The sequence below is a fragment of the Streptomyces sp. NK15101 genome (genome assembly GCF_020400725.1).
Classification (GTDB): Bacteria; Actinomycetota; Actinomycetes; order Streptomycetales; family Streptomycetaceae; genus Streptomyces.
In genome coordinates, this window is record NZ_JAINVG010000032.1 from 51,207 (window position 1) to 72,334 (window position 21,128).

Below are 21,128 nucleotides of genomic sequence, written 5' to 3' on the forward strand. Positions count from 1 at the left end.
GCCCCCGCCCGACTGCGGGCGGGCGGGAGCCGTCACTCAGATGCCGCTTAGAGGTTGGTCATGTCGACCGGGATCTGCGCCGTGGCTCCGTCGCGGAGGACGGTGGCCTCGATGAGGCCGTACATGCGGTCGGCGGCGTAGTAGACCTCGTTGTCGTTCTTCAGGCCGAAGGGCTCGAGGTCCACCAGGAAGTGGTGCTTGTTCGGGAGCGAGAAGCGGACTTCGTCGATCTCCGAGCGGTGGTTGATGATGCGCGTGGCCATCTGGTACAGCGTCTGCTGCAGGGAGTACGAGTACGTCTCCGAGAAGGCCTCGAGCATGTGCTTCTTGGTCTGCTCGTAGGACCGCTCCCAGTTGGGCATGCGCTGGTCGTCGTCGGTCCAGTTGAACCGCCAGCGACCGGACACCTGGGTGGCCAGGATGCGGTCGTACGCCTCCTGGAGCGTCGTGTACTTGTCCTTGATGTAGCCCCAGAACTCCGAGTTGGTGGAGTTCATGACGACGAGGTCCTTGAGGCCGGAGATGACCTCCCACTTCTCGCCGTCGTAGGTGATCTGGGTGACGCGGGTCTCCTGGCCCTTGCGGGCGAAGGAGTGGTTGACCTCGTCGGCGCCGATGAACTTGGAGTTGGCGTCGGAGGAGGCGATGCGCTCCCAGGCGTACTCCTCGATCCGGATGCGCGCCCGGTGGATCGGCTCCTGGCTCGTCACGAAGTGGCGGGCGAGGTGGATGCCGAACTGCTCGGCGGACTCGATGCCGTACTCCTTGGCGAACGCGAAGACGGTGTTCTTCGTCGTGTCGGTGGGGAGGCAGTGGGCGTTGGAGCCGGTGAGGTGGACGTCGTCGAGGTCGCCGGAGAGGGCGACGGAGACGTTCAGGTCCTTGATGTGGTGGGTGGCGCCGTCCCGCGTGATCTTGACGACGCGGTTCTCTGCTTTGCCGTACTGGTTCTGGCCGAGAATCGTGGGCATGTCTGCTAGCTCCCTCGGTAAACGGAGTAGCCGAACGGGTTGAGCAGCAGCGGTACGTGGTAGTGCTCGCCCGGCTTGACGGCGAACGTGATCGCCACCTCCGGGAAGAACGCACCGCTGTCCCTTACGCGGGGGGCGTCCTGCTGCGCCTCGGCTTGCTTCTTGGCGAAGTACGTCTCGGTCTCGAAGTCGAGACGCACGTGGGTGGTTTCTTCCGGCAGCGCCGGCAGGTCCTTGCAGCGCCCGTCCGCGTCGGTGGCGGAGCCGCCGAGCGTGACCCACTCCGCGTCGGAGCCGCTGCGGGCCGCGAGCGTGATGGCCACGCCCTCGGCCGGGCGGCCGATGCTGGTGTCCAGGATGTGTGTGGACACCGAGGCGGTGGTGTCGGTGCTCATGCGGAGCTCTCTTCCTCGGAGGTCTCGGGGCCCTCGGGGGTCTCCACGAGACGGGTCAGCCGGATGCGGTTGATCTTGCCCAGCTCGGTGCGGACGATCTCCCGCTCCTTCTCGGGCGAGTTCCCGATCCGTTCCCGGACCGCGTCGCGCATCTGCTCGCCGGTCCTGCCGGTGGCGCAGATGAGGAAGACATGACCGAACTTCTCCTGATAGGCCAGGTTGAGTTCGAGCATCTCGGCCTTGAGCTCCGCGGAGGCGCCGGCCATCCCGCTCTGCTCGCGGGAGGAGGTCGGGTCCCCTGCCTTCGGACGACCGATCGGCGGGTGCCCGGCCATCGCCTCGGCCAGGTCCTCGGTGGTCAGCTCGGCCATGGCGGCGTCGCTGGCGAGGAAGAGGGCTTCGGCGGTGGAGTACGGGCGCTGGGCGAGAAGCTTGCTCCCCCACGCCGAACTGGAACACACCTCGTGGAGCGCGGCGACGGCCTCGCTGTCCGAGGAGGTGTTGAACCGGGTGAGGCCCGGTGTCGTACCTGAAGTCACGGGAAGCCTCCGTGGCTGTTTTTCGCTGTGCGTCGGACGGGCTGCGGATAGCTAACGCCCTCCGCAACACAACGTCAACACTTTGTTGAAAACTCGGCCACACAAAAGCCGTCGTCCCGACATCTGGACGACGGCTCGTGGGCACGCATGATCAACTACTCGCCTTTGGTGGCCTTTTCCCTGTTCAGGGCGGTCTCCCGGTTCAGGTAGTTGTAGACCGTGAAGCGGCTGACGCCGAGCGCGCCCGCCACCGTCTCCACTCCGTGGCGCACCGAGAAGGCACCGCGTGCCTCCAGGATCCGGACGACCTCCTGCTTCGCCTTGCGGTCCAGTTCGGCCAGCGGCATTCCGTGCCGTCGCTCCATCGCCGCGAGGATGTGGTCCAGGGAGTCCGAGAGCTGGGGCAGGCGCACGGCGAGCACGTCCTCGCCCTCCCAGGACAGGACCACGTCGTCGCCCTCCGCCTGCGCGGGGCCGAGCAGCTCGGCGCCCATGGCGTCCACCAGGGGCTTCACCGCCGCCACCAAGGGGTGCTCGCTCACTTGTCGCCCTCCCCGATCACGTTGACCTGGAGCGAGACGCGCGTGGCGCCGGCCTCGAGCGATTTGCGCAGCAGGGCGTCGACGGCGGTGAGCACCGCGTCGGCGCCGCCTTCCGCCGTGTTGCCGAAGGGGCCGACGTCGACCGCGTCCAGCTCGGCCGACTGGATGACCTCACGGGCCACGACCGCGTGCGCCGGCGCCTCGTCGAGGTCGAACGGCTCGGTCGTGAACTCCACTCTCAAACGCTCCATGGCCCCCACGCTACGGCCCCGCCCCGCCCCACGGGAGCCCCGGACCTGCGGGGACCTCTTGACAAGTACGCCGCCCGCCTTGCAGCATTCCGTCAGACAGAAACTTACTTCCGCAATACGGAAGGAGCGCCGCCCCTCATGGGATACTCGGACCAGCGCTTCGATGTGAACCTGTCGATCCTCTTCACGGAACTCCCGCTCCTGGAGCGCCCCGCGGCCGCCGCCGCGGCGGGCTTCACCGCGGTCGAGCTGTGGTGGCCCTGGATCGACACCGCCACCCCCGAGCAGAGCGAGCTCGACGCCCTCAAGAAGGCCCTTGAGGACGCCGGCACCCAGCTGGTGGGCCTGAACTTCTACGCCGGGCAGCTCCCCGGCCCGGACCGCGGAGCCCTCTCCGTGCCCGGGGAGGAGTCGGACCGCTTCCGCGCCAACATCGAGGTGGCCGCCGACTTCGCGGCCTCGGTCGGCTGCAAGGCGCTCAACGCGCTCTACGGCAACCGCGTCGAGGGCGTGGACCCGCAGATCCAGGACGCCCTGGCCCTGGAGAACCTGGTCCTGGCCGCCCGTGCGGCCGACCGCATCGGCGCGATCCTCCTCGTCGAGACCCTCAACAAGCCGGAGTCGCCGCTCTACCCGCTGGTGAGCGCCCCCGCCGCGATCGAGGTCGTCGACAAGGTGAACGCGGCCACCGGCCTCGGCAACGCCAAGTTCCTCCTCGACATCTACCACCTGTCGATGAACGGCGAGGACGTCAGCCGGGTCATCGCGGAGTACGCGGCCAAGACCGGCCACGTCCAGATCGCGGACAACCCGGGCCGCGGCGCGCCGGGCACCGGCGACCTGCCGCTCGAGCAGCTCCTCGACGAGCTGAAGAAGGCCGGTTACGACGGCTGGGTCGGCCTGGAGTACAAGGCCGCCGACGCCGCCGCTTCCTTCGAGTGGCTGCCCGCCGAAGCCCGCCCGGCTCGCTGACGCAGGACTCCTCCCCGTACCACCTTGCTTTGAGAGGCACCCTCACCATGAGCACTCTTCCCAAGATCGCTTGGATCGGCCTCGGCATCATGGGCTCCCCCATGTCCGAGAACCTGATCAAGGCCGGCTACTCCGTCACCGGCTTCACCCTGGAGCAGGACAAGCTGGACCGCCTGGCCGCCGCCGGCGGCACCGCGGCCGGCTCGATCGCCGAGGCCGTCAAGGACGCCGACGTCATCATCACGATGGTGCCCGCCTCCCCGCAGGTCGAGGCCATCTCCTACGGCCCCGAGGGCATCCTGGAGAACGCCAAGCAGGGCGCGCTGATCGTGGACATGTCCTCGATCACCCCGCAGACCTCCGTCGACCTGGCGAAGAACGCCAAGGAGAAGGGCATCCGCGTCATCGACGCGCCCGTCTCCGGCGGCGAGGCCGGCGCCATCGAGGCCGTGCTCTCGATCATGGTCGGCGGCGAGCAGGCCGACTTCGACGAGGCCCTTCCGATCCTGGAGGCCCTGGGCAAGACCATCGTGCTCTGCGGTCCGCACGGCTCCGGCCAGACGGTGAAGGCCGCCAACCAGCTGATCGTCGCCGTCAACATCCAGGCGTGCGCCGAGGCCGTGGTCTTCCTGGAGAAGTCGGGCGTGGACCTGAACGCCGCCCTCGACGTCCTCAACGGCGGTCTGGCCGGCTCGACCGTGCTGACCCGCAAGAAGGACAACTTCCTGAACCGGGACTTCAAGCCCGGCTTCCGGATCGACCTGCACCACAAGGACATGGGCATCGTCACCGACGCCGCCCGCAACGTCGGTGCCGCCCTCCCGGTCGGCGCGGTCGTCGCCCAGCTCGTCGCCTCGCTGCGCGCGCAAGGTGACGGCGGCCTGGACCACTCGGCCCTGCTGCGCGCCGTCGAGCGCCTCTCCGGCCAGCAGGTCTGACCCCCTGGGGCCGGCCTTCCGGGCCGGGCCCCAGCCCCTCCCCGGGGGCCCCTGATTTCCGGTCGGCGGCGGCGCTGACAACCTGTCCTGTCGCGCCCAGGCGTCGCCGCCGACCGGAACACCACACTTCATTTTCAACAAACTGTTGACGTGTTGTTCGAGGCGAATTTACGCTCCTCGAACCCGCCAGCAGAGCTCCCGTACGGAAGGTCACGATGTCGAAGCGCGTGCTTACGACCGAGTCCGGCGCCCCCGTCGCCGACAACCAGAACTCCGCCACCGCCGGCGTCGGTGGCCCTCTCCTCCTCCAGGACCAGCACCTGCTGGAGAAGCTCGCGCGCTTCAACCGTGAGCGGATCCCGGAGCGCGTGGTGCACGCCCGCGGTTCCGGCGCGTACGGCTACTTCGAGGTGACCGACGACGTCACCGCGTACACCAAGGCGAACTTCCTCGGCGAGGTCGGCAAGAGGACCGAGACCTTCGTCCGCTTCTCCACCGTGGCCGACTCGCTCGGCGGCGCGGACGCGGTGCGCGACCCCCGCGGCTTCGCCCTGAAGTTCTACACCGAGGAGGGCAACTACGACCTCGTCGGCAACAACACCCCGGTGTTCTTCATCAAGGACCCGATCAAGTTCCCCGACTTCATCCACTCGCAGAAGCGCGACCCCTTCACGGGCCGTCAGGAGCCGGACAACGTCTGGGACTTCTGGGCGCACGCCCCCGAGGCCACCCACCAGATCACCTGGCTCATGGGCGACCGCGGCATCCCGGCCTCGTACCGTCACATGAACGGCTACGGCTCGCACACCTACCAGTGGACCAACGAGGCGGGCGAGGCCTTCTTCGTCAAGTACCACTTCAAGACGAACCAGGGCATCCGCTCCCTCTCCGCCGAGCAGGCCGCCGAGCTCGTCGGCAAGGACGCCAACTCGCACCAGACCGACCTGCTGCAGGCCATCGAGCGCGGTGTGAACCCCTCCTGGACCCTGTACGTCCAGATCATGCCGGCCGCCGAGGCCGCGGACTACCGCTTCAACCCGTTCGACCTCACCAAGGTGTGGCCGCACGCCGACTACCCGCTGCAGCGCGTGGGCCGCCTGGTCCTCGACCGCAACCCGGACAACGTCTTCGCCGAGGTCGAGCAGGCCGCGTTCTCCCCGAACAACTTCGTCCCGGGCATCGGCCCCTCGCCGGACAAGATGCTCCAGGGCCGCCTCTTCGCCTACGCGGACGCCCACCGCTACCGCCTCGGCGTGAACCACACCCAGCTGCCGGTGAACGCCCCCAAGGCGACCGTGGCCGAGAACTACGGCCGCGACGGCTTCATGGCCACCCGCAACGGCTCGCGCCACGACAAGAACTACGAGCCCAACTCGTACCAGGGCCCGGCCCAGACCGACGCCGCGCTCTCCGCGCCGCTCGCGATCCACGGCTGGACCGGCACCCACGAGGCGCCGCAGCACGCCAAGGACGACGACTTCTTCCAGGCCGGCGAGCTCTACCGCCTGATGTCCGAGGACGAGAAGAAGCGCCTGGTCGCCAACATCGCCGGCGGTCTGTCCCAGGTGTCCCGCGAGGACGTCATCGAGAAGAACCTCGCGCACTTCGCCGCCGCCGACGCGGACTACGGCAAGCGCGTCCGCGAGGCCGTCGAGGCCCTGCGCGAGGACTGACCGCACAGCAGCACCCAGACTGCGTACGGCACCTGACGGGAGGTCAGTGCGGTACGCGGTCCGGATCGCCGGCCCGGATGAGGGGTGGCCGGCGAACCGGACAAGCGTGAGGACCGCGGCGGCTCCGAGCCAGTGCGGTGGTCAGGACGCCGGGCCCCCTTCTTGACCTGAAGGAAGGGGAACCGCCACGGCGCCCGTCGGCACCGCCGCGGTCCCAACGCCCCCCTTCCGAGGGGAACGAACGCCCCCTTTCCGAGGGGTCCCCCAGACTCCGCCCGGCGACGCGAACGTCCTGTCGCGCCAGCCTCGTGCCGCCGGGCGGTCACCAACGGGAGAGCGCGGAACCAGGTTTACGGTCCCTGGTTCCGCGCTCTTCTTCTTTTTCGGCCCGGGCGAGCAGGGACGTCACGGCGAGCGAGGCCAGGGCGAGCAGCACCATCCCCGTGCGCGGCGAGGTGTACTGGGCGAGGGCGCCGGCCAGCGCCGCGCCCACCCCCTGGAGCGCCAGCATCCCCGAGGTGTGCAGCCCGAGGGCGTGACCGCCCAGCTCCTCCGGCACCAGGGTCATGAGGCGTTCCTGGTGCAGCAGGCTCGCCCCGTAGCCGACCGCCGACACGGTCACGAGGACGAGCGCGAGGGGAAGCGCCGGGTCGAGGGCGAACAGCAGGAACGGGGCCGCGAGCAGCGCCTGGAGCGGGAAACGGATCCGGGCCCGCAGCCGCGCCGGTACGAAGCGGCCGACGGCGGCGTCCCCGGCCAGCATCCCGAGGGCGCCGCAGGCGAAGAGGAGCCCGGCGCGCTCGGGGGCGTACGGCACGAAGAGGGACTCGCAGCCGACGACGAGACCGTTCGGCACCCAGAGCGCGAGGTAGGCGCGGCGGCGGGCGGGCACGGCCCAGAGCCGTCCGTTGGTGCGCCAGGTCTCGGTGACCGAGGGCCGTCCGGCGGCGCGCGGCGGACGCGCCCCGAGGCCGAGGCGGGCGGTCAGGGCGGCGGCGAGGTAGAGCCCGGCGCCGGCGAGGACCGTGCCGCGGGGCGAGAGCAGGGCGATGAGGAGCCCGCCGGTGGCGAAGCCGCCGATCTGGAAGGCGCCCGTGGCCATGTTCGTCACGGAGCGGCCGAGGAGGTACTCCTCGCGCGGCAGGATCTCGTTCAGGAGCCCGTGGCGCACCCCGCCGCCCAGCGAGGCCGCGAGCCCCTCGGCGAGCAGGACCGCGAAGACCGCCCAGGTCGGCAGGGCGGGGATCGCCAGGACGGCGGTGCCCAGGGCGAAGAAGAGCGCGATGCCCCAGAGCGCGGCGCGCGGCGGCAGGCGGTCGGCGGCGGAGAGCAGGGTGGTCGCACCGAGGAGCTGCGCGAGGGAGGGGCCGAAGAGGGCCAGGGCGGAGAGGAGGGGGGACCCGGTCGCGCGGAGGACGAGCGTGGCGAGGCCGAGGCCGGCGACGGTCTGGGCGGCCGTGTGGGCGGCGCCGGTGAGGAAGAGCGGGGTGAACTCGGGGGTGCGGAAGAGCGTGCGGTAGCGGGGCATGCGAGGAGCTTCGGGGGCACCCGGCCACGGCGATATCGTTTCGCTCGGTGGCGAAACCGACGGGCACGGGGCGAAGGTGCGGTCGTATGGGCTGGTGGCGGATCGGCACGGACACCATGGCGGGAAGCTCGTTCGTGCTCTCGCCGCTCGCCGAGACGGTCGCCTCGCTCAAGACCCTGCACGCGGCCGCGGCGGCGCACCCGGGCGAGCGGGCCTGGCTCGCCCGGCACCTGCCCGCCTACCGGGAGCGGCTCGCGGCCGAGCCGCTCGACGCGCTGCTCGTGCGGGCCGCGATCGGACCCACCTGGAACGCGGACTTCCTCACCCCGACCCCGCCGGGCGATCGCGAGCGGAGCTTCGAGGAGGAGGTCGGGGCGGTCCTGGCGACCGAACCAGCCGACGCCGTGGACCAGTTGGCGGTCGCGATCGGCGGACCGGTGCCGGAGCCGCTGCGCTCGGCACGGGATCTGCCGCAGCGGCTGGCGGGCGTGCTCGGCTGGGTGTGGCGGGAGACGGTACGGCCGGAGTGGGCGCGTCGGCGGCGGATCCTGGAGGCCGACGTGACGGCGCGGACGGCCCTGCTGAGCCGGGGCGGCTGGGCGGCGGCGCTCGACGAGCTCTGCCCGGGGAAGATGCGCTGGCTCGGCGACGGCCGGCTCCAGGTCAACACCCGCGACTATCCGCCGCGCCGGGTCGACGGGGGACGGCTGCTGCTCGTGCCGGTGACGCCGGCCACCGGCTGGGTGTCCTGGGAGGGGACGGAGCGCTACGCGATCGTCTACCCCTGCGCGGGGGTCCTGGCGGACACGACCGGCCCGATGGTCCCGGAGGCCCTGGGGGCCCTGCTCGGGACGGCCCGCGCCGGGGTGCTCGTACGGCTCGGGACCCCGCTGTCCACCAGCCAGCTGGTGGCGCTCACCGGCCAGGGCCTCGGCTCGGTCGGTCGGCACCTGAAGGTGCTGCTCGACGCCGGACTCGTACGGCGGGGGCGGGCGGGGCGCTCGGTGCTGTACGAGTGGACGGAGGCGGGTGCGGTACTGGTGGCCGCACAGGAGGACCCCCGCCCCGGTGCTCCTCGGGGCGGGGGCCGGTCCCTCTGAAGAAGGGGGACGATCAGACCCTGAAGACGATCAGACCTTCAGCGCCTTGATCGCGGTCGGGGCGTGGCCGGGCTCGGTGGCCAGCTCCTCGAACTCGGTGACGTCGCTCATGTCGACGGTCTTGCTCATGGCGATGTTGGTGATGCGCTCCAGGATCGCCTCGACGACGACCGGGACCTGGAACTCGACGGCCAGCTTCTTGGCCTCCTCCAGCGCCTCGCCGAGCTTGTCCGGGTCCTCGACGCGGATCGCCTTGACGCCGAGGCCCTCGGCGACCTTGACGTGGTCGACGCCGTAGACGCCGATCTCCGGGGTGTTGATGTTCTCGAACTCGAGGTTGACCTCGAAGTTGATGCCGAGGCCGCCCTGCGCCTGCCGGATCAGACCGAGGTAGGCGTTGTTCACGAGGACGTGGACGTAGGGGACCTTGTGCTGGGCGGCGACCGCCAGCTCCTCGATCATGAACTGGAAGTCGTAGTCGCCGGAGAGGGCGACGACCGGGGTCTCCGGGTCGGCGGTGGCGGCACCGATGGCGGCCGGGATGGTCCAGCCGAGCGGACCGGCCTGGCCGCAGTTGATCCAGTGGCGCGGCTTGTAGACGTGCAGGAACTGCGCGGCCGCGATCTGGGAGAGGCCGATGGTGGTGACGTAGCGGGTCTCCGGGCCGAAGGCCTTGTTCATCTCCTCGTAGACGCGCTGCGGCTTGATCGGGATGTTGTCGAAGTGCGTGCGGCGCTGGAGGGTGGCCTTGCGCTCCTGCGCGGAGGCGGCCCAGGCGGAGAAGTCCGGGAGCCTGCCCTCGGCCTTCCACTCCTTGGCGATCTCGACGAAGAGCTCCAGGGCGGCCTTGGCGTCGGAGGCGATGCCGTAGTCCGGGGCGAAGATCTTGCCGAGCTGGGTGGGCTCGATGTCGACGTGGACGAACTTCCGGCCCTTGGTGTACGCCTCCAGGTTGTAGCCCGTGTGGCGGTTGGCCCAGCGGTTGCCGATGCCGAGGACGAAGTCCGACTCCAGGAAGGTCGCGTTGCCGTAGCGGTGCGCGGTCTGGACGCCGACCATGCCGGCGGCGAGCTCGTGGTCGTCCGGGATGGTGCCCCAGCCCATGAGGGTGGAGATGACCGGGATGTCGGTCAGCTCGGCGAACTCGACGAGGAGGTCGGAGGCGTCGGCGTTGATGATGCCGCCGCCGGCGACGATCAGCGGGCGCTCGGACTCCAGGAGGAAGCTCAGCGCCTTCTCGGCCTGGGCGCGGGTCGCGGACGGCTTGTAGACCGGCAGCGGCTCGTAGGTCTCCGGGTCGAACTCGATCTCGGTCAGCTGGACGTCGATCGGCAGGTCGATGAGGACCGGGCCGGGACGGCCGGAGCGCATCAGGTGGAAGGCCTGCTGGAAGACGCCCGGGACCTGCGCGGCCTCCAGGACGGTCGTCGCGGCCTTGGTGACCGGCTTGGCGATCGAGGCGATGTCGACGGCCTGGAAGTCCTCCTTGTGGAGCTTCGAGACCGGGGCCTGGCCGGTGATGCAGAGGATCGGGATGGAGTCCGCGATGGCCGAGTACAGGCCGGTGATCATGTCGGTGCCGGCGGGGCCGGACGTACCGATGCAGACGCCGATGTTGCCGGCCTTGGCACGGGTGTAGCCCTCGGCCATGTGGGACGCGCCCTCGACGTGGCGGGCGAGCGTGTGGCTGACGCCGCCGACGTTCTTGAGCTCGCGGTAGAAGGGGTTGATCGCCGCGCCGGGGACGCCGAACGCCTGGGTGACGCCTTCGCGCTTGAGGATCTCAACGGCCGCTGCGGCGGCGGTCATACGAGGCATGGGAGTGCTCCTGCTTCGGCCGGGCGGATCCAGGCGGGCGCCTCGTCTCGGGAGGCCCCGGCGCCTGTTTCCGTAATGCGGAAATGCTGTTCTGCTATACGGAAGCAATGTAGGTCGGGCTCCGGAGAACCGTCAAGAGAAGTCCGCCCGCCGGGATCACGGAAGTGGCCGAACACCCTCCCCCGGCCCGCCGGTGGGTGGACGATGGGGGCGGAACGACAGGGGGTTGGGCTGTGGGCGAGTCGGTACCGGTGCGCTGTCCCGAATGCCTGCGCACGCAGGCGTACGCGGCACCCGTCTTCCCCTGCGCGTGCGGGAGCCCCGTCGCGCCGCCGGTCCTGGCGGGCGCGGCCGCGGAGCCGATCACGCACCGGAACTGGGCGGACGAATGGGTCACCGTCCGCTGCGGGGCCTGCGGCCACGAGAACGACTGGCCGCACCCGGAGCTGGGCTGCCCCTGCGGGACGGTGCTGCGGATACCCGTACGACCGGCCGAACCGGACCCGGTGGCGCACCGGGCCCCCGTCGACGGCTCGAACGGCACGGCGGACGGCGTGGCCGGAACGGGCGGCCCTCCGGCCCCGCCCTGGGAGCCGGGGCCGTTCCTGTCGCCGCCGCCGGTGGACCCCGGCGCGCCGCGCCCGCGAACGGGGAACGGGGCCGGTACGGGCGGGCCCGGTGCGAACGGGGTCCGTACGGACGGATCCGGTGCGGGCGGGGCCGCCCCCGGCCGGGCCGGTACGGGACACGGCCCGGAGGCGGCCGTGCCCGGTGCGAACGGGTTCGCACCGGGCACTCCCGGCACCGGCGGAGCCGGGACGACCGACGGGACGGCCCGGGGTGCGTCCGGTGGCGCCGGCGGCGCCGACGGCGGGCGGGCCGGAAGCGCGGTGCCCCTCCGTGGGGCCCCCTCCGCGCCCGGGGAAGGCGGATCCCCGTGGTTCGGACCGGGGCCGAGGGGCCGGGGCCTCGCCGGCCCGGCGGGACGCGGCGCGGACTGGACCGGTCCCACCGGGCGCGGCGCGGGCGGGCTCGGTGCGGACGGGCTCGGTGCGGACGGGCTCGGTCCGGCCGGACGTGGTGCGGACGGGGCCGGTCCGGCCGGACGTGGTGCGGACGGGACGGGCCCCGCGGGTCCCCGTACGTTCGCCGAGCGGTACCCCGCGCGCGTACCGCTGCCGCCCACGGCCCCCCGCCCGGCTCCGCTGCGCGGGGCGTTCCGGCCCGTGACGATCCGGACCTCGCGGGACGCGGTCGCGGCGGCGGCCGGGTACCTGCGCTGGCTCGGGTTCAGAGACGTCGTGCAGCCCGAGGAGCGCCCCGCGTCCGGCGTGGACCTGCGGGCTCCCGGCCTGGTCGCCCAGGTCGACCCGAGCACCCGGCCCACCGGGCTGCGGGCCGTCGAGTGCCTCTGGCTCAACGGGCTGAGCGCGGCCGCCGTGAGCGTGTTCTTCTCCCTCGCGGGCTACACCCCGGAGGCCCGCTCGCGCGCCGCCGAGGTGGGTCTCCCGCTCTTCGTCCTCGACCTGACCGGCACCCCGCAGCCGGTCAACGACGCCGCGGACGAACTGACGGCGGGCGGTGCCTGAGCCTCACAACTCCTCGGCATCCGAAATCGGCCATTCACGCGTGACGATCACGCTCCGCCGGGCACAACACCCTCGGGGGGTGGGCGTCATGCCGACGGGGTCGTGGTGGTTCATCGGGCTGGCCTGGGGCGAACTGCTGCTCGCCGCCCTCCTGTTGCGAAGCAGCGGAACACGCAGCGAGGAGAGCGCGGCGAGCACCGTGCCGCCGCCCGAGGCCCTCGCGCTGCTGCGCGGCGGGCGGCGGGCGGCCGTCACCGTCGCGCTGGTGGCGCTGCACCAGCGCGGGGCGGTGGCGGCGGGGCGCAAACATACGATTCGGGCCAATGGCGGGCCGGGCCGCGCGCGTGACCCCGTGCAGCTCGGAGTGCACCGGGCACTGCACAGGGCCCTCGCGCTGGGGGCCCTCACGCAGCGCCCCGAGGCACGGCGGGCCGTGGACGCGCTGCGCGGCGAGCTGTGCAGGGCCGGACTGCTGCGAGCGCCGGAGCGGCTGTGGACCGCCCGGGCGCTGCTGGGGTGCGTACCGGTGATGACGCTGGTGGGGCCGTTCGCCGCCGGGGCGTCCGGGACGGGGCTCGCCGTGGCGCTCGCCGCCGGGGCTCCGCCGGCCGTCGCGGCGGTGGCGCTGCTGCGACTGCCGGACACGACGGGCGCGGCGCGGCGGCTCCTCGCGGGCCTGCGGGAGCGGTATCCGCTGCCGGCCCACCGGCGCGAGGTGACGGACGGACGGCTCGTCCAGCTGTACGTGGCGCTGTACGGCGATCCCGCCCTGGCCCTGTTCCTGCCCCGCTTCTCGCGCGACGGCGGGCTCCTCGATCGCCCGCCCGCGAACGACCCATCGCCCGGGAGCGACCGCCCCCACGAGAACGACCGTCCCCGAGCGGACGACCGGAACCGGCCCCCGGCGGACGGGGGTCCGGGTGCGGGCGGCGCCGCGCACTGAGGCCGCGCCATACTGTCGTATGCGCATCAGAGCGGCCGCTCCGGCCGAACTCCCGCTGCTCCAGGACATCGAACGGGCGGCGGGCGAGCCGTTCCGCACCCTCGGCATGGCGGCGATCGCCGACGACGACCCGCTGCCCCTGGACGTCCTGGAGACCTACTGCCGCGCGGGCCGGGCGTGGGTGGCGGTGGACGCCGCCGACCGCCCGGTCGCGTACCTGCTCACGGACACGGTCGACGGCGCCGCCCACATCGAGCAGGTGTCGGTGCACCCGGACGCCGCCCGCCGGGGCGTGGGCCGGGCGCTGATCGAGCACCTGGCGGCGGCCGCCCGGGAGCAGGGCCTCGCGGCCCTGACCCTGACGACCTTCGCCGAGGTCCCGTGGAACGCCCCGTACTACGCGCGGCTGGGCTTCCGCCCGCTCGCCGACTCCGATCCGGCGCTGACGGAGGGACTGCGGGCCATCAGCCGCGCCGAGGCGGCCCACGGCCTGTCGGTCTGGCCCCGCGTCTGCATGCGCCGGGAGGTCGCCCAGGGCCGGATCCGACGGGAATCGTCGGACAGGCCCTAGGATCCGTCCGGTTCCGATCCGCCGGGCGGGCGCCCTACGCCCCTTCGCCGTACTTCTGCCGCAGCTCCACCTTCCGCACCTTGCCGCTCACCGTCATCGGGAACTCGGCGAGGATCTCCATCCTGCGCGGGATCTTGTAGTGGGCGAGCCGGTCGCGGCAGAAGGCGGTGATCTCGTCCAGGGTCGGCGGGGCGGCGGGGTCGCGCGGGATCACGCAGGCCAGGATCTCCTCGCCGTACCGCTCGTCGGGGACGCCGACGACCTGGACGTCCGCGATCTTGGGGTGTCCGTAGAGGAACTCCTCGATCTCGCGCGGGTACACGTTCTCCCCGCCCCGGATGATCATGTCCTTGATGCGGCCGACGATCTGCACGTAGCCGTCGTCCCGCATGACCGCGAGGTCCCCGGTGTGCATCCAGCGGCCGGTGTCGATCGCCTCGGCGGTCTTCTCCGGCTCGTCCCAGTAGCCGAGCATCACGCTGTAGCCGCGGGTGCACAGCTCCCCCGCCGTGCCGCGCTCGACGGTCAGGCCGGTCGCCGGGTCGACGACCTTCACCTCGACGTGCGGCATGACCCGGCCGACGGTGCCGGTGCGGCGCTCCAGGTCGTCGTCGCGGCGGGTCTGGGTGGAGACGGGCGAGGTCTCGGTCATGCCGTAACAGATCGACACCTCCGCCATGTTCATCTCGGCGACGACCCGCTTCATCACCTCGACCGGGCACGGCGAGCCCGCCATGATCCCGGTGCGGAGCGTGGAGAGGTCGTAGTCGGCGAAGTCGGGGAGGTTGAGCTCGGCGATGAACATCGTCGGCACCCCGTACAGCGAGGTGCAGCGCTCCTCCTGGACCGCCCGGAGGGTGGCGGCGGGGTCGAAGGAGGCGGCCGGGATGACCATGCAGGCGCCGTGCGAGGTGGCCGCGAGGTTCCCCATCACCATGCCGAAGCAGTGGTAGAAGGGCACCGGGATGCAGATGCGGTCCTGCTCGCTGTAGGCGATCATCTCGCCCACGAAGTAGCCGTTGTTGAGGATGTTGTGGTGGGAGAGCGTGGCGCCCTTCGGGAAGCCCGTCGTCCCCGAGGTGTACTGGATGTTGACGGGCTCGTCGCAGGAGAGCGGCTCCGGGCGCAGCTCCCCGGCCGTCCGGGCGAGCAGCGCGTCCCAGCTGGGGTCGCCGAAGTAGACCGCCTCGCGCAACGCCGGGCAGTCGCCGCGCACCTGCTCGACCATGGAGCGGTAGTCGCTCGTCTTGTGGGCGAGCGAGGCGAAGAGCAGGGAGATGCCGGCCTGCTTGAGCACGTACGCCAACTCGTGGGCGCGGTAGGCCGGGTTGATGTTCACCATGACGGCGCCGATGCGGGCGGTCGCGTACTGGACGAGGACCCACTCGGCGCAGTTCACGGCCCAGATGCCGACCCGGTCGCCCTTGACGACCCCGCTGCCGAGCAGCGCGGACGCCAACCGGTCGACGTCCGCGCCGAATTCGGCGTACGTCCAGCGGCGCCCGGTCGGCACGTCGACGAGGGCCTCGCGGTCGGGCCAGGCGGCGACGGCCCGGTCGAGGTTGGCGCCGATGGTGTCGCCGAGGAGCGGCGTCTCCGACACCCCGTGCGCGTACGAGAGGTCCGGGGCGGTCATCCGAGGTCCCCTTCCACGTACTCCTTGCCGCCGCCCTCCGCCGTCAGCCGGCGCAGTTCGACGCGCCGGATCTTGCCGGAGACGGTCTTGGGCAGGTCGGCGAACTCGATGCGCCGGACGCGCTTGTACGGGGCGAGGACCGCGCGCGAGTGGGCGAAGAGGACCTTCGCGGTCTCCTCGCCCGGCTCCCAGCCCGCCGCGAGGACGACGTACGCCTTGGGGACGGCGAGCCGCAGCGGATCGGGGGCGGGGACGACGGCCGCCTCCGCGACGGCCTCGTGCTCAAGGAGGGCGCTCTCCAGCTCGAAGGGGCTGATCTTGTAGTCGGAGGCCTTGAAGACGTCGTCGGCGCGCCCGATGTACGTGATGTAGCCGTCCGCGTCCCGGGAGCCGATGTCGCCGGTGCGGTAGTAGCCGCCCGCCATCGCCTCCGCCGTGCGCTCCGGGTCGCCGTGGTAGCCGGTCATCAGGCCCACCGGCTCGGCGGAGAGGTCGAGACAGATCTCGCCCTCCTCGACGTCCGGACGGCCGCTCACCGGGTCGACGAGGGTGACCTTGAAGCCGGGGCTCGGGCGTCCCATGGAGCCCTCCTTGAGCCGCTGGCCGGGGCTGTTGGACACCTGGACGGCGGTCTCGGTCTGGCCGAAGCCGTCCCGGATGGTGACGCCCCAGGCGCGCCGCACCGACTCGATGACCTCGGGGTTGAGCGGCTCGCCGGCGGCGACGACCTCGCGCGGCGGGGTCTTCAGCTCGCCGAGGTCGGCCTGGATCAGCATCCGCCACACGGTCGGCGGGGCGCAGAAGCTGGTGACGCCGCCCCGCTCCATCTCGGCCATGAGCCGGGCCGGGTCGAAGCGGGTGTAGTTGTGGATGAAGACGGTCGCCTCGGCGTTCCAGGGCGCGAAGAGGTTGGACCAGGCGTGCTTCGCCCAGCCCGGCGAGGAGATGTTGAGGTGCACGTCGCCGGGCTTGAGGCCGATCCAGTACATCGTCGAGAGGTGCCCGACGGGGTACGAGGTGTGGGTGTGCTCGACCAGCTTGGGGCGGGCGGTCGTGCCGGAGGTGAAGTACAGCATCAGGGTGTCGTCGGCGAGGGTGACGCCGTCGGGCTCGAAGACGTCCGACTCCCGGGCGGCGAGCGCGTAGTCCAGCCAGTCCGCCCCGTCGCCGCCGACGGAGATCCGGGTGTAGTCCCCGGGGACCTCGTCGAACTTGGCGGTGTCCTCGGCGCGCACGACGACGTGCCGGGCGCGGCCCCGGTCGACGCGGTCGCGCAGGTCGGCGGGGCCGAGGAGCGGGGTGGCGGGGATGAGGACGGCGCGCAGCTTCATCGCGGCGAGCACGGTCTCCCACAGCTCGACCTGGTTGCCGAGCATCAGGACGATCCGGTCGCCGGCGCGGACGCCCTGGGCCCGGAGCCAGTTGGCGACCCTGTTGGAGCGGGCGGACATCTCGGCGAAGCTCACCCGCGTCTCGGAGCCGTCCTCCTCGACGATGTGCAGCGCGGTCCGGTCGTTGTCCCGTGCGATGACGTCGAACCATTCGAGCGCCCAGTTGAAACGGTCGGGCCGGGGCCAGGCGAAGCCCTCGTAGGCCGTCTCGTAGTCCTCGCGATGCTGCAGCAGGAAGTCCCGGGCGGCCCGGAACCTCTCCGTCGCACCGGTCGCGCTCGTGGCCGTCATGTGTCCTCCTCATTGCGGGACTGTCCCGGACATCGTGTAATCGGTGACCCAGGTCTCACTACCCCCGTTCGGGGGTGAAGGAGTGGTTCCGTGCCCGAGATGGTGGAAGCGGTGGAGTTGCGTACGGCGCTGCTGCGGCTGAGGCGCGCCAGCGGGCTGCCCGTCGTCTTCGGCGGACTGCTCCAGGAGGGCCGCACGATGCGGATCGCCGAGCTGAGCGGAGCCGTCACGCCCGCGCTGCGCGGCCTGGCGGTCTCGGCCGGCTCCGGGCTCGGCGGGAAGTGCCTGGCGCTGTCGCGGCCGTGCGCGGTCACGGACTACCCGGCGTCGCGGCACATCACGCACGAGTACGACGTCCCGGTCTCGGCGGAGGGCCTGCGCGCGGTGATCGCCGTCCCCGTCGTCGTGCGGCGCAAGGTGCGCGGCGTGCTGTACGGGGCGCTGCGCGAGTCCCTCCCGATCGGCGAGCGGGTCTTCGACGCGGCGATGGCGGCGGCCCGTGACGTCGAGCAGGCCCTCGCGGTACGGGACGAGGTGCGGCAGCTGCTCGCGCCCCCGGCGCCCGGACCGTCCTGGGAGGAGGTCCGCCAGGCGTACGGGGAGCTGCGCGAGCTCGCCCCGAAGGTCCTGGACCCGGAGCTGCGGGCGCGCCTCCTCGCGGTGTGCGGCCGTCTGGAGACGGCCTCCGCCTCCCCCGCCCCGGTGCCGGGTGTGGCGCTCACGCCCCGCGAGACGGACGTCCTCGCGGCGGTCGCCTCCGGCGCGACGAACGCGACGGCGGCGGAGCGCCTGGGCCTGCGCCCGGAGACGGTGAAGGGCTATCTGCGCTCGGCGATGCGCAAGCTGGGCGCGCACACCCGCCTGGAGGCGGTGGTGGCGGCCCGGAGGGCGGGCGCGCTGCCGTGACGGGCCCGGCCGGCGGTCAGGCGAAGTGATCCCGCGCGTCCTGCCGGGGACCGCGCAGCAGGCAGCCGATCGCCTCGTACGCATCGGCTCCCAGGAACTGCGGGCCGGTGTGGCGCAGGAGGAAGAAACGCCCGGTCTCGTCGATGAGGACCATCGCCCCGTCGAACGTCTCGTACCCGACGGGGAACAGTCTCCTCCCCAGGTCCCGGGCGAGAGCGGCGACGTCCTCGCCGCTCTCCTCGTGGATCCGATGCGGGGTGAGGCCGACGGCGTCCGGAGGCGTCCCCGGGATCACCAGGCGCAGCCCGCCGAACTCCCGGACGAAGTCCCGGGCGGCCCGGAACGGCTCGACCGGATGGCCCTCCTCGGCGAAGCGGTCGGTCACGAAGGCGAGGAGCCCGGGCAGTCGCGCCCCGATGTCACGCCCCGGCGACCAGCCCGCCCCGGTCAGGACGGCCTCGACCTCCGCCGTCGTCATGCGCGGCACGTCAGTCCTCCGCGTTCTTCGCCCTCTTCGCGCTCTCGGTGCTCTCCGCGCTCTCCGTGCTCTCCCTGTGGACGATGTCGTACGGGGTGCCCGGAGGCGTCATGACCCGGAGGGTCCGCTCGGCCTCGGCTGCGAGCGCGGCCCGCGTCGCGCGCGGCACGGGCGCGAAGGGCTCGATGGTGAGCGTCGTGCGGTCCTTCGCCTCGTCGAGGTGCCAGATCCCGGCGAGGAACCCGTCGACGAGGAACGTGCGGTGCGCCTGGTTGCCGGTCCAGGTGCGGCCGTGGTGCTCGGCGGGGACGACACGGCGGCGGTCGGCGTGCGAGAGGAGCAGGTTGTCGAACTCGGGCAGGAAGCGGGGCGGCGCCGGGGTGTCCCCGTCGGGGCGGGGCGCGCCGGGCAGGTCGAAGAGCTCCGTTCCCCGCTCGTCCCGGAAGACGAGGAGCTCGGGCCGCAGCCGCTCGAAGGCCGGGCGGAGGCGGGTGAGACCGCACCAGGTCTGCATGTCCTTGACGGAGGCGGGACCGAAGGCGCCGAGGTAGCGCCGTACGGTCTCGTCGAGGTCGGCGGTCTCGTCCTCGGGGCCTCCGAACCACACGCGGGCGGTGGTGAGCGCGACCTGCCCGCTGCGCCCCCACAGGCCGCGCGGGGTGACCTGGACCATCAGGAGCAGGCAGCGGGCGGCGATGGTCAGCGCCTGCGGGTCGGCCTCCGGCCACTCCCGGAGCAGGCGCTCCCGCAGCTCCTTGGGGGTGCGGGGCCGCTCCTCGACGCAGGCGGTCGCCAGGGAGGCGAGCCGGTCGAGGTCGACGCCGTCGAGCCCCTTGCGGAACATCTTCAGCTCCCGGTCGATGGCCCCGGCCTGGACGAGCCGGCGCAGGCCGACGGCGTCGCGGGCGGTGTGGGTGTGGACGGTGGACCGGAGCGAGACGATCCGGGCGAGCCGCCGGGACTCCATCAGGGCGGACAGGTCCTCGGGCCGGAACCCGTCGAGGCGGGCGGCGAGCGCGTAGTACGGGGGCTTGGTGTTCTGGGCCTGGAGGCCGACGAGATGGGCGACGGCCTCCTCGACGCCGAGCGGGGCGGGGCGCAGGAGCAGCTGCCGGTCGAGGGTGGCACGGTTCAGGGCGCGGAGGCCGAGCACGGGGTGGGTCGTCTTGGGGGCCATGATCAGCACGCTATCGACCGTTGCGGACAGCTGCCGTCCTCAATGCGGAACGGGCGGGATCCGACCGGGAGGGATTCACCCCGCCGGGAAGGATTCGCCCCATATATCCTTCTCTCGGCCCGTCTCCCGCTCTCGGCCCGCAGAGGTCCGAGGGCGGCGGATCCGCCGGGGCCGCAGAAGACCCGCCGGGGCCGCAGACCGAGGAGGAGGTGAGCGACGGTGTCCGACCGCCGCCCCCGCGCGACCTGGCGCCGCCGCGCCGAACCGCCGCCCGGCTCCTCGCCCCCGCCGCCCTCGGAAATGCCGGGCGCGATGCGGCCGGACGGGGTGCGGTCGGGCGGGGCACGGTCGAGCGTGGTGCAGTCGACGCTCTACCGCGACGGTCACCGGGTCTCCTCCCCCGCCACCCTCGCGGAGACCTTCCGCCAGCTGCGCGAGCACCCCGACGGCATGGCCTGGATCGGGCTCCAGCATCCGACCGAGGAGGAACTCCACTCCCTGGCAGCCGAGTTCGACCTGCACGAGCTGGCCGTCGAGGACGCGATGGAGGCCCACCAGCGCCCCAAGCTGGAGCGGTACGGCGACACCCTCTTCGTCGTCCTGCGCGCCGCCCGCTACCTCGACGCCCCGGAGGAGGTCGAGTTCGGCGAGCTCCACGTCTTCGTGGGCCCGGACTTCCTCATCACCGTCCGGCACGGCGCCGCCCCGGACCTCTCGGCCGTCCGCCACCGCATGGAGGAGAACCCGGACCTGCTGGCCCTGGGCCCCGAAGCCGTCCTGTACGCGATCCTCGACGCGGTGGTCGACGGCTACGCGCCGGTGGTGGCGGGCGTCCAGAACGACATCGACGAGATCGAGACGGAGGTCTTCGGCGGCGACCCGGCGGTCTCCCGCCGCATCTACGAACTCTCCCGCGAGATGGTCGAGTTCCAGCGCGCCACCCGCCCCCTGGTGGGCATGCTCCACGCCCTGATGGCCGGCTTCGCCAAGTACGGCACGGACGAGGAGCTCCAGCGCTACCTCCGTGACGTCGCCGACCACGTCACCCACACCAGCGAACGCGTCGACGGCTTCCGCCAGGCACTGGCGGACATCCTCACGGTCAACGCGACCCTGGTCACCCAGCAACAGAACGCCGAGATGCGCGCCTTGGCGGAAGCCGGCTTCGAACAGAACGAGGAGATCAAGAAGATCTCGTCGTGGGCGGCCATTCTCTTTGCACCCACCTTGGTGGGAACGATCTACGGGATGAACTTCGACCACATGCCGGAGTTGCACTGGGCGGGCGGGTATCCGTTCGCGATCCTGCTGATGGCAGTGGTGTGCACGAGCCTGTACGTGATCTTCAAGAGGCGGGACTGGCTGTAGCGGCGCCCCATGGCACTTGATCGACTTCCCCGAACGCGGACACGCGGGAGG

The 21,128-nt window shown here is 72.0% G+C and carries 20 protein-coding genes; 9 read left to right on the forward strand and 11 right to left on the reverse strand.

The window, feature by feature from the left end; genetic code table 11:
* Positions 1-47: 47 nt before the first annotated feature.
* The 5 genes from pucL to K7G60_RS18890 form a co-directional block, all read right to left on the reverse strand.
* Positions 48-971 carry a factor-independent urate hydroxylase gene (gene pucL / locus K7G60_RS18870; RefSeq protein WP_225802106.1) on the reverse strand — a complete coding sequence of 308 codons (924 nt, stop codon included), beginning with the start codon at positions 969-971 and terminating at the stop codon, positions 48-50.
* Between the two features lie 5 nt (positions 972-976).
* Entirely contained in the window at positions 977-1,366 is a 390-nt protein-coding gene (gene uraH / locus K7G60_RS18875) for a hydroxyisourate hydrolase (RefSeq protein ID WP_116158141.1), read from the reverse strand.
* Positions 1,363-1,905, reverse strand: coding sequence for a 2-oxo-4-hydroxy-4-carboxy-5-ureidoimidazoline decarboxylase (gene uraD / locus K7G60_RS18880; protein WP_225802107.1), 543 nt, complete (start codon positions 1,903-1,905; stop codon positions 1,363-1,365). The genes uraH and uraD overlap by 4 nt, the downstream gene beginning before the upstream one ends.
* Positions 1,906-2,060: 155 nt before the next feature.
* Positions 2,061-2,399, reverse strand: a complete 339-nt coding sequence (locus tag K7G60_RS18885) for a helix-turn-helix domain-containing protein (protein ID WP_225802131.1) — start codon at positions 2,397-2,399, stop codon at positions 2,061-2,063.
* 44 nt (positions 2,400-2,443) lie between these two features.
* Entirely contained in the window at positions 2,444-2,698 is a 255-nt protein-coding gene (locus K7G60_RS18890; RefSeq protein ID WP_225802108.1) for a thiamine-binding protein, read from the reverse strand.
* Positions 2,699-2,836: 138 nt separating this feature from the next.
* On the opposite strand from K7G60_RS18890, the gene K7G60_RS18895 reads away from it, so the two are divergent.
* The 3 genes from K7G60_RS18895 to K7G60_RS18905 all read left to right on the forward strand — a co-directional run bounded on the left by K7G60_RS18895 (position 2,837) and on the right by K7G60_RS18905 (position 6,281).
* Positions 2,837-3,670, forward strand: coding sequence for a TIM barrel protein (locus tag K7G60_RS18895; RefSeq protein ID WP_225802109.1), 834 nt, complete (start codon positions 2,837-2,839; stop codon positions 3,668-3,670).
* 47 nt (positions 3,671-3,717) lie between these two features.
* Positions 3,718-4,608: a 2-hydroxy-3-oxopropionate reductase gene (locus K7G60_RS18900; protein WP_225802110.1), complete on the forward strand. Its 891-nt coding sequence runs from the start codon at positions 3,718-3,720 to the stop codon at positions 4,606-4,608.
* 215 nt (positions 4,609-4,823) lie between these two features.
* Positions 4,824-6,281, forward strand: a complete 1,458-nt coding sequence (locus tag K7G60_RS18905; RefSeq protein ID WP_225802111.1) for a catalase — start codon at positions 4,824-4,826, stop codon at positions 6,279-6,281.
* Positions 6,282-6,603: 322 nt separating this feature from the next.
* Here the strand turns inward: K7G60_RS18905 and K7G60_RS18910 are convergent, their stop codons facing one another.
* Complete coding sequence (locus K7G60_RS18910; protein ID WP_225802112.1) at positions 6,604-7,809, reverse strand: MFS transporter; 1,206 nt, start codon at positions 7,807-7,809, stop codon at positions 6,604-6,606.
* Between the two features lie 86 nt (positions 7,810-7,895).
* Here K7G60_RS18910 and K7G60_RS18915 point away from each other — a divergent pair, with 86 nt between their 5' ends.
* Complete coding sequence (locus K7G60_RS18915) at positions 7,896-8,909, forward strand: ArsR family transcriptional regulator (RefSeq protein WP_225802113.1); 1,014 nt, start codon at positions 7,896-7,898, stop codon at positions 8,907-8,909.
* A 30-nt stretch (positions 8,910-8,939) separates the two neighbouring features.
* Here the strand turns inward: K7G60_RS18915 and gcl are convergent, their stop codons facing one another.
* On the reverse strand, positions 8,940-10,727 hold the full coding sequence (gcl, locus tag K7G60_RS18920; RefSeq protein WP_225802114.1) for a glyoxylate carboligase: 1,788 nt from the start codon (positions 10,725-10,727) through the stop codon (positions 8,940-8,942).
* Between the two features lie 233 nt (positions 10,728-10,960).
* Here gcl and K7G60_RS39425 point away from each other — a divergent pair, with 233 nt between their 5' ends.
* From K7G60_RS39425 to K7G60_RS18945, 3 genes are all read left to right on the forward strand, one after another.
* On the forward strand, positions 10,961-12,316 hold the full coding sequence (locus tag K7G60_RS39425) for a hypothetical protein (protein WP_374115646.1): 1,356 nt from the start codon (positions 10,961-10,963) through the stop codon (positions 12,314-12,316).
* An 88-nt stretch (positions 12,317-12,404) separates the two neighbouring features.
* Positions 12,405-13,259 (forward strand): TIGR04222 domain-containing membrane protein, encoded by an 855-nt coding sequence (locus K7G60_RS18940; RefSeq protein WP_225802115.1) that lies wholly within the window; start codon positions 12,405-12,407, stop codon positions 13,257-13,259.
* Positions 13,260-13,278: 19 nt separating this feature from the next.
* Complete coding sequence (locus K7G60_RS18945; protein ID WP_225802116.1) at positions 13,279-13,830, forward strand: GNAT family N-acetyltransferase; 552 nt, start codon at positions 13,279-13,281, stop codon at positions 13,828-13,830.
* A gap of 34 nt (positions 13,831-13,864) precedes the next feature.
* Here K7G60_RS18945 and K7G60_RS18950 read toward each other — a convergent pair whose 3' ends face one another.
* Positions 13,865-15,466 carry an AMP-binding protein gene (locus K7G60_RS18950; RefSeq protein WP_225802117.1) on the reverse strand — a complete coding sequence of 534 codons (1,602 nt, stop codon included), beginning with the start codon at positions 15,464-15,466 and terminating at the stop codon, positions 13,865-13,867.
* Positions 15,463-17,148, reverse strand: a complete 1,686-nt coding sequence (locus K7G60_RS18955) for an AMP-binding protein (RefSeq protein WP_225802118.1) — start codon at positions 17,146-17,148, stop codon at positions 15,463-15,465. The genes K7G60_RS18950 and K7G60_RS18955 overlap by 4 nt, the downstream gene beginning before the upstream one ends.
* A 90-nt stretch (positions 17,149-17,238) precedes the next feature.
* Here K7G60_RS18955 and K7G60_RS18960 point away from each other — a divergent pair, with 90 nt between their 5' ends.
* A complete protein-coding gene (locus tag K7G60_RS18960) occupies positions 17,239-18,054 on the forward strand; it encodes a helix-turn-helix transcriptional regulator (protein WP_225802119.1) in 816 nt (271 codons plus the stop codon).
* A 16-nt stretch (positions 18,055-18,070) separates the two neighbouring features.
* Here K7G60_RS18960 and K7G60_RS18965 read toward each other — a convergent pair whose 3' ends face one another.
* Together K7G60_RS18965 and K7G60_RS18970 are read right to left on the reverse strand one after the other, a co-directional pair.
* Positions 18,071-18,532 (reverse strand): SUKH-3 domain-containing protein, encoded by a 462-nt coding sequence (locus K7G60_RS18965; RefSeq protein WP_225802120.1) that lies wholly within the window; start codon positions 18,530-18,532, stop codon positions 18,071-18,073.
* A 10-nt stretch (positions 18,533-18,542) separates the two neighbouring features.
* Entirely contained in the window at positions 18,543-19,709 is a 1,167-nt protein-coding gene (locus K7G60_RS18970; protein ID WP_225802121.1) for a winged helix DNA-binding domain-containing protein, read from the reverse strand.
* A gap of 219 nt (positions 19,710-19,928) precedes the next feature.
* Between K7G60_RS18970 and K7G60_RS18975 the strand changes: the two genes are divergently transcribed.
* Complete coding sequence (locus K7G60_RS18975; RefSeq protein ID WP_225802122.1) at positions 19,929-21,077, forward strand: magnesium and cobalt transport protein CorA; 1,149 nt, start codon at positions 19,929-19,931, stop codon at positions 21,075-21,077.
* The last annotated feature ends 51 nt before the right edge of the window (positions 21,078-21,128 follow it).